Annotated in this window: 9 protein-coding genes; 6 read left to right on the forward strand and 3 right to left on the reverse strand. The window is 66.1% G+C overall.

Annotated elements, in window-relative coordinates; all coding sequences use genetic code 11:
• Position 1: 1 nt before the first annotated feature.
• Complete coding sequence (locus AC1DRD_RS02605) at positions 2–1,891, reverse strand: sialate O-acetylesterase (RefSeq protein WP_478040122.1); 1,890 nt, start codon at positions 1,889–1,891, stop codon at positions 2–4.
• A gap of 14 nt (positions 1,892–1,905) precedes the next feature.
• Positions 1,906–2,922, reverse strand: coding sequence for a cupin-like domain-containing protein (locus tag AC1DRD_RS02610; RefSeq protein WP_478040124.1), 1,017 nt, complete (start codon positions 2,920–2,922; stop codon positions 1,906–1,908).
• A gap of 317 nt (positions 2,923–3,239) precedes the next feature.
• On the opposite strand from AC1DRD_RS02610, the gene AC1DRD_RS02615 reads away from it, so the two are divergent.
• The 6 genes from AC1DRD_RS02615 (at position 3,240) to AC1DRD_RS02640 (ending at position 13,160) form a co-directional block, all read left to right on the forward strand.
• Positions 3,240–6,320: a TonB-dependent receptor gene (locus tag AC1DRD_RS02615; protein WP_478027834.1), complete on the forward strand. Its 3,081-nt coding sequence runs from the start codon at positions 3,240–3,242 to the stop codon at positions 6,318–6,320.
• Positions 6,321–6,413: 93 nt separating this feature from the next.
• On the forward strand, positions 6,414–7,919 hold the full coding sequence (locus AC1DRD_RS02620) for a tryptophan halogenase family protein (RefSeq protein WP_478040126.1): 1,506 nt from the start codon (positions 6,414–6,416) through the stop codon (positions 7,917–7,919).
• A complete protein-coding gene (locus AC1DRD_RS02625; RefSeq protein ID WP_478040128.1) occupies positions 7,916–9,436 on the forward strand; it encodes a tryptophan halogenase family protein in 1,521 nt (506 codons plus the stop codon). Before AC1DRD_RS02620 ends, AC1DRD_RS02625 begins: the two co-directional genes overlap by 4 nt.
• A 13-nt stretch (positions 9,437–9,449) precedes the next feature.
• The gene (locus tag AC1DRD_RS02630) at positions 9,450–10,103 is read left to right on the forward strand and encodes a hypothetical protein (protein WP_478040129.1); all 654 of its coding nucleotides are present in this window, start codon (positions 9,450–9,452) and stop codon (positions 10,101–10,103) included.
• A gap of 21 nt (positions 10,104–10,124) precedes the next feature.
• Positions 10,125–10,967, forward strand: coding sequence for an aldose 1-epimerase (locus AC1DRD_RS02635; protein ID WP_478040131.1), 843 nt, complete (start codon positions 10,125–10,127; stop codon positions 10,965–10,967).
• Between the two features lie 3 nt (positions 10,968–10,970).
• Positions 10,971–13,160, forward strand: a complete 2,190-nt coding sequence (locus AC1DRD_RS02640; protein WP_478040133.1) for a WD40/YVTN/BNR-like repeat-containing protein — start codon at positions 10,971–10,973, stop codon at positions 13,158–13,160.
• On the opposite strand, the gene AC1DRD_RS02645 is transcribed toward AC1DRD_RS02640, so the two are convergent.
• A complete protein-coding gene (locus AC1DRD_RS02645; RefSeq protein WP_478040135.1) occupies positions 13,161–14,453 on the reverse strand; it encodes an L-fuconate dehydratase in 1,293 nt (430 codons plus the stop codon).
• Between the last annotated feature and the right edge of the window lie 59 nt (positions 14,454–14,512).

Consider the following 14,512-nt stretch of genomic DNA (forward strand, 5'->3'; position numbering starts at 1 on the left):
CCTACCGCCCGATTGGCAAGCGGAACCCCGTCGCCGGAAGTCCGTCCGGATTGTAGAGGTTCACGATCGGGCTCGCCTGCCATAGATAGCGGACTTCGCTCGACTTGCCGTCGTCCGGCACCAGTACGGTATCGCCGCTCGCGACCGCATCGGCATAACGGCATTGCCCGCCGGCGCCGCACAGTTCGAAGCCGATGACTTGGCCGCCACCGACCGTCACCAGCGGGCCATGCGCGAAGCGGATCGCGATCTTGCCATCGCGCCGCGCGACTGCGGTCGGAGCCGGTCCCCGCGCCTCGACCTTGTCCCCCAACGCGATGGCGCGCGCGCCGAGCGCTAGGCGATAGCCCACGTCCTGCTTGTTGGTCGGGTGGATGTCGGCGACCTGGCCGATATCGATCGCGCTGGCCATGCCGACCTTCGGGTCGGCATCGGCGACGCGGCGCTGGACGTCGCGCAATTGCGCCCAGACGTCATCGACCGGCCGCGAGGTCAGCGGTCCGAAGCCGGCAAGCTGGACCATCAGGAACGGCTGGGCGCCGAAGCGCTTGCGCCAGTCGGCGATCAGCAGCGGCATCAGCTCGGCATAGCCGGCGGCGTCGGCGACATTCGCCTCACCCTGATACCAGGCGAAACCCTTGACCGGATAACCATCCAATGGCGCGATCATGCCGTTGTAGAGTGTGGTCCGCCCGCTGCCGCCGAGCCAGGGCAATCCCGGTGGCATACCGATCGCCGCGAGCGCGTCGCCACGCGTGAACTGCCAGTCCTTGAGGGGAATGACCGTGCCGTCGTCGAGCGTCAGCGTGCGGGGCAGATCGCCCCACAATCCGCCGCCGCCACCGGTATCGATCGCCGCGACATCGATAACATTGTCACCGGCATGAAGCAGCCCGGACGCGACCGGATATCGGCGCTGCGTATCCCATCCCTGGAGCGCGCCGACCGTGGTTCCGTTGACGCGCGTCAGGTCGATATCGTCGACCGCGCCGATCGCCAGCTCGGCCTTGCCAGCCTGCGCGGCGGTGAGCGTCACATGGGCGCGATAATAACCAATGCCGTCGAAGCTCGCGAGCGCGGGGTCGCCCCAATTCTCCCAGGCCGCGGTCGAGGGTGCCGGACGCCATGCCGCATTGGCCGGTGCCGACACGCGCGCGCCGAGCCACTTTTCCACCGTGGCGCGCCATTGCAGCGATGCCGCCGCCGGGTCGCGCCCGTAGAGACCCAGCAAGTCGAGCGCCGGGCGATAGCGCGGCAGCGTCGCCAGTGATTCGCGGCTGATCCAGTCCTCGATCACCGACCCGCCCCAGGCCGAGGAGATCAGTCCGACCGCGATTCCCTGCCGCTGCTGGAGGTCGCGACCCATGAAATAGCAGGCCGCCGAGAAGTCAGCTGCGCTGGCCGGCGCCGAGACCTGCCAGCCGACCGGGGCGCCGAAGCCCGCTTGCGGCGTCGCGCTCGACTGGCGCGGCACGTTGAACAGGCGCAGCAAGGGATGTCCCGACTGCTGCACCTCGGTATCGGCATTGGTCACATGGCGCAGCGTGAATTCCATGTTCGACTGGCCCGAGCACAGCCAGACGTCGCCGACCATGACATCGCCGAGCGTCGCGTTTGCGCCGCCGCTCGCTGCGACGAGCGAATAGGGGCCGCCGGCGGGCCTGGCCGGCAGGATCGCGCGCCACGCGCCCTTGGCGTCGGCCGCCGCACGGACAGTCGCGCCTGCGAAGCTCAGCACGATTTCCGCCTTGGGCGCGGCATGGCCGTGCACCGCAATCGCACGATCACGCTGCAGCACCGCATGGTCGGTGAACGGCGCGTCGAACGTCACCTGTGCCGCGGCCGGCGCGGACGCCAACATGCCGAATGCCACGATCATCCACCGCATCATCTTCCCTCTCCTGATTATTTCGATTGCAGCACCGCGGCGATCACGCGGTGCAACTCACGCCGCATCTCGGGCGAGATCGGGCCCATTACCCCGCGTGCATGCTCGGGCAAGTGCGCCGCTTGTCCGGCATCGTCGGCGAAAATGAGATGGTCGAGCAGCGCGCGCCACGCCGCCCGCCGTGCCGGCGGCAGATCGCGGAACGCGAGCAAGGCATGCAGCATCGCCTGGACCGGCGCGGTCGGCACAGCGTGATCGCTCCACCAGTAATTGATCAGGATGCTGACCGGATCGAGCGACCGGACCGCATGCCACCACAGATAGGGAATGAAGATCGCGTCGCCCGGGCCGAGCTCGGCCGTCCGCGCCTGCTTTTCCGCTTCGGCGTAGAGCGGATAAAGATCGCGATCGGGCGCATCGACATCGACCATGCTGACCGGAGTGCCTGCCGGAGTCAGTTCGAATGGCCCGAGATAGAGATTCGCCGCCTGATCCGGCGGAAACAAGGTGAACCGCCGGCGGCCGGCGACGACGCAGGCGATATTGTCGTTCGAATCGTAATGCGTGGCGACCGAGATGGCGTTGCCGATCCAGATCCGCGCCGCCACCGACGGGTCGAGCAGCGCCATCGGATGCCGTTCGGCGAATCCGGGTAGCACCTCGCGTACCGGCGCCGATTGCATCGCGATCGCGAGCGGATGGGCTTGGTCCGCCTGGTGCACCAACTGGTCGAGCAGATCGGCGACGGTCGCGTCACGGCGCCCGAAGTTGAGGCCGGTCATGTCGCGCGTATAGAAGAAGCGGCCATTGATCGACGGGTGGCCGGCGATGCAGCTGGCAAGGCCGCCGCGATCGAACGCCTTCAGGAAAGCGACCAGCGCCGCCATACCGTCGCCGGCCGCCGCCACGACCGGCCAATCGCGCACCAGCCCGCGCAACACCACCGGCTCGGCCGTCGCGATCAGGTCGGCGAACCGTTCAGGCGCGCCGCTGTCGTCGCGGTCCAGCACGATCTCTCGAATGGCGGCCGTCACCCGTTCCGCCCGCCGCGACGCCGTTCGATGCTGCCGTCCATGGCCGACTCCTCCCCATCGCGTTGTTTAAAAAGGAAATGCCGATTCTGCTGTGCCGGCGCCAGAAACGCCTAGCAGCAAGGGTGGATAAAAAAAATTGGTAGCGCAAACATTTTTGGTTGAGGTAGCGTTATCACGGTGGTATTCACACAATCAGCCGAGGCACCAGACCACGGCGGCAGAAAGCACCCTGGGAGGTGCTCGTGGAGGGGAAACCGGATACTATCCGGCCTGTCGTTCACGCGCTTCCCTGGCCTGCGTTCAGGAAGGGAAGTTTAATGTTCCAGTCGAATATGCTCGAAGGCGCGACGCAGCCGACCGCCGATCGCCGCACCTTGCGCGGGGGCAGCTCGGTCCTCGCTTTGGCGTTCGCGGCGATGCTCGCCGTTCCGGCACACGCGCAAACTACTGCCAATGCCAGCGCGCCGGCGGATACGCCTGCGGCCGACAAGCCCGCCGACGGGCAGGCGACCAACGACCAATCGACGATCAACACCCAGAGCAAGGGCGATATCATCGTCACCGGCATTCGCGCGTCGGTGCAGAGCGCGACTCAGCGCAAGAAGAATTCGGAACAGATCATCGACTCGATCACCGCGACCGATATCGGCGCGCTGCCCGATCGCTCGGTGTCCGAGGCGCTGCAGCGTATCGCCGGCGTGACGCTTCAGCGCACCAACGAGAATCGCGACCCGGCGCGCCTGTCGTCCGAAGGCGGCGGCGTGTTCATTCGCGGACTTTCCTTCGTTCGTTCGGAACTCAACGGCCGTGACGTCTTCTCGGCGAATAACGGCCGCGGCCTGTCGTTCGAGGACGTCTCCTCCGACCTGCTCGCCGGCGTCGACGTCTACAAGAACCCCTCGGCCGAATTGGTCGAAGGCGGGATCGGCGGCATCATCAATCTGCGCACGCGCAAGCCGTTCGACGCGAAGGGCCTGGTCATCGCCTTTTCGGGCGACGCCAATTATGCCGATTTGCGCAAGAAGACCTTCTTCTCGGGCAATATCCTTGCCAGCGACCGCTGGCAGTCGCCGCTTGGCGAAATGGGCCTGCTGGTTTCCTACAGCCTCGGCAATGTCGGCAACCGCACCGACAGCATCAGCGGCGGGCGCTATGACCCCGAAAAGCTGACCTCTTCCCAAGGTGGGTTCGCCGCGGGCACCAATGTGTATGTTCCCGCCGGAATGGGGTTCCGCCGGGTCGACTGGCAGCAGCGCCGCACCGCCATCGACGCGGCGTTCCAGTGGAAACCGAGCGACACATTGCTCATCACTCTCGAGGGATTGATCGCCAAGGCGACGCCACAGGACATCGAAAATGCGGTCGGCGATTATGATACGCCTGACGTCAATAACACAGGCAACAACACCAACCTGAGCTATGGCCCGCAAGGCCAGTTGCAATCCGGTACGCTCGCCAACCGCAATCTCAACTTCGATACGCGCGCCGGCAAGCAGACCAAGAAGACGCAGGATTATTCGCTCAACCTGCGTTGGACTCCCAATGCCAATTGGGCGGTCAGCGCCGATGTCCAATATGTGAAGTCGACGGCCCAGGTTTACAGCATGACCGCCTTCACCCAGGTCGGCATCCCCTCGACGATCAAGTTCGACTTCAGCGGCGACGATCCCTCGATGACCATCGCGCCGACCGCGGGCGGCAGTTACAGCAACAAGAGCGCCTATTGGTGGGCGGCCGCAATGGATCACATCGAGGACAATGAGGCGCATGAATGGGCTGAGCGCGCCGACGTCGAATATACCTTTACCGACTCGCCGTTCCTCAAGTCATTTCGGCTTGGCGGCCGGGTCACCGACCGCAACGCGATCACGCGCCAGACCGGCTACAATTGGGCCTTGCTGTCGGCGCAATATTGGGGCGGCGGTACGCCGGTCACGCTGAACCAGACCGGCTTCGACGCGACGCATCAGAACGCTTTGCTGCCGCAGCAATCGAACCTCTTCAATTACAACAACTTCTTCCGTGGCAAGGTGCCGTCGGTCGGCGGATATTGGTTCCCCACCGCGGCGTTGGTCCAGAACGGCACCGCCAATGCCTATAATTATCTCAGCAATACCGAATCCGCCGGCTGGGGCTGGGTGCCGCTGACCGATAATTATGCGGCGGCGGCTCCCGGTGCCGACAATGTCAGCGGCGGCATCAACAACCAGACCGAGCGCACTTATGCCGGCTATGCTTTGCTGCGGTTCGGGCAGGACCAGGGCAGCGGCTTCCACTTCGACGGTAATGTCGGCGTGCGCATCGTCCGCACCGAAACCGGTGCGACGGGATCGGCGGTTCGCGTCGCCGGACCGACGCTCGCTTGCGATCCGAACGACCCTCAGGGCGTCAGCCCGGCGAATTGCGCCCTGATCAACCAGGCTCGGGCGTTTGCGGCGGGAAATATCGGAGGACTGACGCAAGCGTCGAGCGGGTCTTACACGGACGTGCTGCCCAGCCTCAACCTGCGCTTCTTCCTGACCGACCAGGTCCAGTTGCGCCTCGCCGCGGCCAAGGCGATTGTGCGGCCGACCTTCGCGCAACTCAATCCCTTCACGTCGCTCGGTTTCAGCTTCAATTCGGCCACCGGTGCTCCGAATGGCGTCGGAGTCGGCGGCAGGGTGACGCCGTTCACCGGCACGGCGGGCAACCCGGATCTCAAACCGACCCGGGCGAACCAGTTCGACGCCAGCCTCGAATGGTATTTTGGGAAATCGAACAGCCTGACCTTGGCGGCGTTCTACAAGGATATCAGTAACTACATCTTCGCCGGCGTCGCCTCGCAAACCTATACCAGCGGCGGTCAGACGCTCACCTTCGACGTGACGCGGCAGACCAACGGCGCGCATGGCAAGATCAAGGGTTTCGAGCTCGCTTACACGCAGTTCTTCGACGGACTGCCCGGCGCGCTCGGCGGCCTTGGCTTCCAGGGCAATTTGACCTTTGTCGACTCGAGCGGCGGCGCCAACACTGCCGTCAACGTGTTCGACGCCAACCAGACCACCAACGCCAAGATCTCCAACCTGCCGCTCGAAGGCCTGTCGAAATGGTCCTACAACGTCGCGGCGATCTACGAGAAATACGGCGTCTCGGCGCGACTCGCCTATAACTGGCGATCGCATTATCTGCTGACCACGTCGGCGGCGAATATCAATTATCCGGTCTGGTCGGAAGCCTACGGCCAGCTCGACGGATCGGTGCTCGTATCGTTGAACAAGCACATCAAGGTTGGTGTGCAGGGCACCAACCTGCTCAATTCGCGGACGTTCCTGGATGTCGGCGATACCAACCTCAGGCCGCGCTACAGCTGGACCGATACCGACCGGCGGTTCGCGTTCATCGTCCGCGGCTCGTTCTGAGCTTCCTTGCGAAGAAGCAACTAGAGGTCTCCGCATCCTTGCGGGGACCTCTTTCTTCGCCCATCAAGGGTAACCAGCCGGCGACAAGATGAAATGAACCAAGCGGCGCTCAGGAAGATCGTCATCGTCGGCGGGGGCTCCGCGGGATGGATGGCGGCCGCGACGTTCGCCCGGTTTCTTCCCCCGCCTGCCTGTGAGATCGTGCTGATCGAATCCGACGAGATCGGGATCATCGGCGTCGGCGAGGGCACGGTGCCCTTGATGACCCATTTCAACGGGCTGCTCGGGATCGACGAGCGCGATTTCGTCGCGGCCACCAACGGTTCGTTCAAGCTCGGCGTGGAGTTTCGCGACTGGGGCGATGTCGGCAATTCGCATTTCAACGGCTTCGGCGATTATGGCGACACGATCGAGGGGATCTCGCCGCACCATCACTGGCTCAAGCTCCATCGCCTGGGCGACCCGCGACCGATCGAGGATTGGTCAATGCCTTATGCCGCCGCCCGGCGGGGCCGCTTCGCTCCGGCCGAGACGCTGCCGGCCGAGGACGCGTTCTTCAAGCACGCCTATCATTTCGACGCCGGTCTCTATGCCCGCTTCCTGCGCACCCATTCGGAAGCGCGCGGCGTGCGCCGCCGTGAGGGCCGTATCACGGCAGTAAACCTCGATCCCGAGACCGGCTTCGTGCAAAGCGTAACGATGGCCGACGGCGAGGCGATCGACGGCGATTTCTTCATCGATTGCTCGGGTTTCGTCGGGCTGCTGATCGACAAGGCGCTCGGCATCGGCTTTCGCGACTGGTCGAGCTTGTTGCCCTGTGACCGCGCGGTCGCGGTGGGGTCCGAGCCGGTCGAGCACCTCACGCCGTTCACGCGCTCGACCGCCAAGACGGCGGGCTGGCAGTGGCGCATCCCGCTGCAGCATCGCACCGGCAACGGCCACGTCTATTGCAGCGATTTCATCTCCGATGACGAGGCGGTGGCGACGCTGCTCGACGGGCTCGACGCACCGGCTTTGGGCGAGCCGCGCCTGCTCAGGTTCAAGACCGGGCATCGCCAGCGTTTCTGGGAAAAGAACGTGGTCGCGGTCGGGCTCGCCGCCGGGTTCATGGAACCGCTCGAATCGACCAGTATCCAGCTGATCCAGACCGCGCTCGCGCGCGTGATCGAATTGCTTCCGGATCGTCGGTTCGATCCGGTGATGATCGAGGAATATAACCGCGTCACGCAAGCCGAATGGGAGCGGATCCGCGACTTCCTGATCCTGCATTACTGTCCGACCCGGCGGCCCGAGCCGTTCTGGCGGCATTGCGCGCAGCTGCCGATCCCCGACACGCTCGCTTACAAGATCGCAGTGTTCGAAAGTTGTGGTCGGGTCGCCTTGTTCTCCGAGGAATCATACCAGGAGCCCAGCTGGGTGGCGATCTTCCTGGGCAACAACATGCTCCCGCGTCGCTACGATCCGCTGGTCGACCGGCTGCCACTCGAGCACCTCCAGGGCGGCATGAACCAACGCGCGAACGCGATCGCACGCGCCGCCGAGCGTATGCCCGAGCAGCGGGCGTTCATCGCCAGCTGCTGCGCGGCGCAGGCAGCATGAGCGGCCCGCCCGGTCCGATCCGCTCGATCGTCATCGCCGGTGGCGGCACGGCGGGCTGGATGGCAGCCTCCGCTCTGTCGCTGGCGATGGGTGCGAGCGGCTGCACGATCACGCTGGTCGAATCCGAGGAGATCGGCACGGTCGGTGTCGGCGAGGCGACGATCCCACCGATCCGCCTGTTCAACGCCATGCTCGGGATCGACGAGAACGAGTTTGTCCGTGCGACCGGCGGCACGTTCAAGCTGGCGATCGAGTTCGTCGACTGGACGCGGCTGGGGCATCGGTATTTCCACCCGTTCGGGCGTTATGGCGACGATTTCGGCATGACCCCGTTCCACCAGCAGTGGCTGCGCTGCCGCGCCGCGGGGAACGAGATACCGCTCTCGGCTTTCTCGCTGACCGAGCAGGCGGCCTTGGCGGGCAAGTTCGACCGGCCGCCGGGATCACCCGGGGTCTTCTCGACCTTTTCGCACGCTTATCATTTCGACGCCTCGCTCTACGCGCGCTTCCTGCGGCGCTATGCGGAAGCGCGGGGAGTCACGCGGATCGAAGGCAAGATCGCCGACGTCGCGATCGGAGCCGAAAGCGGACTGATCGAGCGATTGACGCTCGACGACGGGCGTGAGGTCGCGGGCGAGCTGTTCATCGACTGCACCGGGTTCCGCGGGCTGCTGATCGGCCAGGCACTGGGCGAACCCTATGAGGATTGGAGCCGCTGGCTGCCGTGCAACCGCGCGCTGGCCTTGCCGAGCGAGCGGCTCGCCGATCTGCCACCCTTTACCCGGTCGACCGCGCGCAGCGCCGGCTGGCAATGGCGCATTCCGCTCCAGCACCGCACCGGCAACGGCCATGTCTATTGCAGCGATTTCATCTCCGACGACGAGGCCGCGCGCGTCCTGACCGAGGATATCGGCGCCGCCGCCACCGGCGATCCGCGTCCGTTGCGCTTCACCACTGGCCGCCGGCGCAACACCTGGGTCGGCAATTGCGTATCGCTCGGGCTCGCGTCGGGCTTTCTCGAGCCGCTCGAATCGACCAGCATTCACATGATCCAGACCGGCATCACCAAATTGCTCGCCTGGTTTCCCGATCGCGGGTTCGACCCCGTCAGTCGCGCCGAATATAACCGCCAGGTCGGCGCCGAATATGAGAGCGTGCGCGACTTCCTGGTGCTCCACTACAATCGCGTCGAGCGCGACGATTCGGAGTTCTGGCGGATGTGCCGCGCGATGGAGGTCCCCGACACGCTCGCCGCCAAGATCGACGCGTTCGAGCGGAACGGGCGGCTGCTCGAACGCGGCAAGGATTTGTTCGAGGCGCCGAGCTGGCTTGCCGTGCTGCTCGGGCAGGGCGTCACGCCGCGCGGTTATGATCCGATGACGCTCGCGGTGCCCGAGAACCAGGCGCGGCGCGTCCTTGAAGCGATGCGCAAGGTGATTGGCGACACCGTGACGCAAATGCCGACACATGCCGCGCATATCGATCGCCATTGCCGGATGCCGGCGGATCACGCGTGAAAGGAGACTGGAGATGAGGATCGCACTTCCACTTGCGGCGTTGCTCGCAATCGCTGCCCCCGCTCTTGCGCAGGATGCCGCGCCGGTCGACGGCAAGCCCGGCACCGACATCGTCTCCGCCGGCAAGATCGGCGACGTCCATGTGGTCGCCGAGACCACCTTGGCGAAAGGCCGCCTCGTGCTCCATGTCGTCGCGGTCAATCGCGGCAAGGCGGGCGCGCCGTTCGGGCCGGAAAACATCTCGCTCGCTACCGCCGACGGCAGCGCGATCGCGCTCCTTCCGCGCGAGAGACTACTCGCGGAGGCCGGCGCGCCCGGACCGGTGGCCGGCAGCAGCACCGCCTCGTCCGGCTATGCCGCGCCGACCCTGTCTACCAACGGCGCCGGTCAGCTCGACACAACCGGCTATACCGGCGGGATGGGTGGGATATCGTCGAGCGGCGTGCCCCAGGATACGCTCGATCGGACCCGGGCAGCGCCGTCCAAGGTCAACGTCGCCAAGCTCGATGAAGTATTGCTCAAGCCGGTCGAGGTGAAGCCGGGCGCGGTCGAGGGCGGACAGGTCGTCAGCGACAAGCTCAAACTGCGCGGCGACCGGGTCGTGGTGGTGACCGTGACTTTCGCCGGCGAAAATCACATCGTCCGCTTGCCCGCACCGAAGAATTAGGAAGAACTAGGAAGAATCGGCATGCGGGAACCGGCATTGCTTCGCGCGGGCCGTTGGGAAACGGGGCTGCTGCCCGAGCTGGGCGGCGCGATCGCCTATCTGACGCACAATGGCCGTGACGTGCTGCGGCGTGCGCCGGAGGGTGTCGATGATCCGCTCGCGACCGGGTGCTTCCCGCTCGTCCCCTATGCCAACCGCATCGCGCACGGGCGCTTCTTCTTCGCCGGCGAGGCGCATCGGCTGCCGCTCAATTTCGGCGACCACCCGCACAGCCTGCACGGCATCGGCTGGCAGTCGCCCTGGACGATGAGCATGGCTGGGGAGGCCGAGGCGGTGATGGAATTGCGGCATGCCGGCGGTGGCGGCTGGCCCTGGGCGTTCCGCGCCGAGCAGCGCCTGACACTGCACGATGACGGGCTGACCATCAGCTTGCTGCTCGCGAATGAGAGCGACCGGACGATGCCCGGCGGTCTTGGCCTTCATCCCTATTTCCCGCGCGACGCATCGACGCGGCTGACGATGGCCACGCAGCGGATGTGGGAGGGCGACGAGACGATGATCCCGACCCGGCCTGTCGCGGCCGACGCGTTCGGCGACTGGAGCGCGGGCGCGGGCTTTCCCGATCGCCTGATCGACAACAGTTTCGATGGCTGGACGGGTCAGGCGAGGATCGACGGCGCGGACGGCGTCACCCGGGTCAGCGCGATCGGCGCGCGGACCGTCCATCTCTACGCGCCGCCTGGTGAAACCTTCCTGTGCGTCGAACCGGTGTCGCATCTGCCCGATGCGCTCAACCAGGACTTCGCGATCGACACGCTGGATCCCGGCGAGACGCTCGCGCTGAAGATGCGTATCACGAGCTGAGCCATGGCGTTGCGACCGATCGTTCTCGGCGCCGCGCTGGCGCTTGCCTCGCTGGCGCCCGCTGCGGCGCGAGGGCCCGCTGCTCCCTATCGCTGGACCAACGTGACGGTGGGGGGAGGGGGCTTCGCGCCGGGGATCGTGTTCAGCCCGGTCGAGCGCGGGCTTGCCTATCTACGCACCGACATGGGCGGCGCGTATCGCTGGGAGGATCGCGCTGGCCACTGGTTGCCGCTGATGGACGGCTTCGCGCAAGGTAGCTTTTTCGGTGTCGAGAGCATCGCCCCGGACCCGGTCGACGCCAACCGCGTCTATGCCGCGGTCGGCATGTCCGCGCGTGACCCCGCGGCGATCCTGCGCTCTGACGATCGCGGCGGGCATTGGACGATCGTGCCGGTGCCGTTCCGCATGGGCGGCAATGAGCCGGGGCGCGGTCTCGGCGAGCGACTCGCGATCGATCCGCGTCACCCGAGCCGCCTGTTGTTCGGCTCGCGCCACGACGGATTGTGGCGGAGCGAGGATGCCGGCGCGCACTGGCGGCGAGACTCCGCCTTCCCCTATGCCGGTGCCGGCCCCGCCGCGCCCAGGGCGACGCATCCCGGCATCGCGTTCGTGCTGTTCGACCCCAAATCGCCGCGCATATTCGCCGGAATCGCCGATCCTGGTGAGGCCGGATTGCTCCAATCGGATGACGACGGCGCGCATTGGACGCGGCTCGCGGGTGGCCCCCCCGGACTGGCGCCGGTCAAGGCGGCACTCGACGGCGTCGGCCGGCTCTACGTCACCTGGGCCGACGGCATCGGCCCGAGCGGGGTGACGCGCGGCGAGATATGGGCCTTGGAGCGATCGGGCGCGTTCCACGACATCTCGCCCGATCGCGCCGCTGCCGCGCCGCCGGGCGGCTATATCGGCATCGCCGCCGATCGCGCGCGCGACGGTGTGGCCTATGCCTCGACCTTCAACCACTGGAAGCCGGGCGATACCTTATGGCGTACGGCCGATGGCGGCCGGCATTGGACCGATCTCGGTCCGCTCAGCCGTCGCGACACGCGCGCCACGCCGTTCCTCAACTGGGGCCGCCCGGAAGCCGCTCTCGGCCATTGGATGGCCGGGCTGGCGCTCGACCCGTTCGATCCCCGGCGGCTGGCCTATACGACGGGCGACACCGTCTATGTCACCAACGATGCCCCCAAGTCTGCCTTGCTCTGGGCGCCCTGGACCAAAGGCGTCGAGCAGACCGCGATCATTACGCTGACCAGCCCGACCGCCGGTGCATCGTTGGTCTCGGGCTTCGGCGATCTTGGCGGGTTCGTGCACCGCGATCTCGAGCGCTCGCCGCCGGGCATGTTCCTGTCGCCGCGCAACACCAATACCAATACGCTCGATTATGCCGGTCGCGCTGGGCTCGTGCTGGTGCGCAGCGGCAATGTCCACGAGGGACAGGAGATCGAGGCTGGCCTCGGCTGGAGCGACGATGGCGGCGCCAACTGGCATCCGCTGCGGACGCCATTGTGGAACGATGGGCATGGCCTGGAGGCGCAAGGCAAGGCGCCGATCACCGTCTCGGCCGACGGCCAGCGTTTCTTCGTCGCCGCCGAACGTCCGCTGCTGACGCGCGATCGCGGCAAGAGCTGGGTCGGGATCGCCGGGCTGCCCGGCAACCTCCGGATCGTTGCCGACAAGGTCGATGCCCGGCTCGCCTGGGCGGTCGACCCCGATACGCGCCGGATCTTCGCCAGCGTCGATGGCGGCGAGCATTTCGCGTCGATGGCGACACGGGGCCTGTGCACGGATTTGTCGCTGGCTCGTCCCCGCAACCGCGAAAGCCAGCCCGCCCTGGTCGCTTCGCCCTTTGCGCCGGGCGACCTGTTCCTGCTGTGCGGCACAGAGCTTTACCGCAGTCGCGACGGCGGCCCGACCTTCCAGCGGCTCGCGCCCGACCTCGACATCGCCTTGTTCGGCTTGGGGCTCGGCAGCTCGCCGGCGGATCCTGCTGTCTATGCCGTCGCCAGGCGAGCCGGAGAGACCGGCATCTGGCGATCGTCGGGTGGCGGCGCTCGCTGGGTTCGGATCGACGATGCCGGGCATCGCTGGGGCGGCCGCTTCCGCGTGATTTCGGGCGATCCCCGCCGCCGCGGCCGAGTCTATATCGGGACCGACGGACGGGGCATTCTTTATGGCGACCCCGCCGGCTGATCAGCCTGCTGCTTCAGCCTTGCGAAAGGTAAAGGCGGCGAGTGTCGCGGGCTGCATCTCGATCGAATAACCGGGCGCCTCGGGCACGCGATAGGCGCCGCCCGCCACCACGCACGGCTCCACGAAATGCTCGTGGAGGTGATCGACATATTCGGCGACGCGCCCCTCTTTCGTCCCCGAGAAGCAGAGATAATCGATCATCGCCAGATGCTGGACATATTCGCACAAGCCCACGCCGCCGGCATGCGGACAGACCGGCAGGTCGTATTTCGCCGCCATCAACAGCACTGCCAGCACTTCGTTGACGCCGCCCAGCCGGCACGCGTCGAGCTGTACCACATCGATCGCGCCGCGCATGATGAATTGCTTGAACAGGATACGGTTCTGGCACATCTCCCCGGTCGCGACCTTGACCGGCGCGATCCCTTCGCGAATGCGCCGGTGCCCCTCGATATCGTCGGGGCTGGTCGGTTCCTCGATGAACCAGGGGTTGGCGAAAGCAAGCTCGCGGACATGCGCGATCGCCTCCCCGACTTCCCACACCTGATTGGCGTCGATCATCAATTGGCGATCCGGTCCGATCGCCTCACGTGCCAGGGTCACGCGGCGGATGTCCTCCTCCAGCGAGCGCCCGACCTTGAGCTTGACGTGATTGAACCCCTCGGCGACCGCTTCGTGGCAGAGCCGGACCAATTTGTCGTCCGAATAGCCCAGCCAGCCTGCCGACGTCGTGTAGCAGGGATAGCCGTTCGCCTCGAGATCGGCGACGCGCATCGCCTTTCCCGCCGCGCGCTCGGTCAGCAGCGCCACCGCTTCCTCGGGCGTGATGCAGTCAGTGATATAGCGGAAATCGATCAGCCCGACGATCTCCTCGGCGCTCATCTCGCCGATCAGCCGCCACAGGGGCTTGCCGGCCTGCTTCGCCAGCAGATCCCATACCGCATTGACCACGGCGCCGGTCGCGAGATGGATCACGCCCTTTTCCGGTCCGATCCAGCGGAGCTGGCTGTCGCCCGTCACGTGCCGCCAGAAGCGCGCGCCGTCTGCCCGGATCCAGTCGAGGCCCAGTCCCTCGATCAGCGGCGCCAGTGCCTCGATCGCGGCGCAGCAGATATCGTTGCCGCGGCCGATCGTGAAGGTCAGGCCGTGCCCGGTGAGGCCGGGCTGGTCGGTCTCGAGGATGCAATAAGCGGCCGAATAATCGGGATCCGGGTTCATCGCATCCGAGCCGTCCAGCCGCGCCGAGGTCGGGAAGCGGATGTCGAGCACACGAAGCTTGACGATGCTGGTCATGGCGTTCGCGTTATGCCCCCGGTACCGGTCGAATGGTATTTCGCTGGTGTAGTGCATTT

This window comes from Sphingomonas sp. P4_G2 (genome assembly GCF_056401155.1).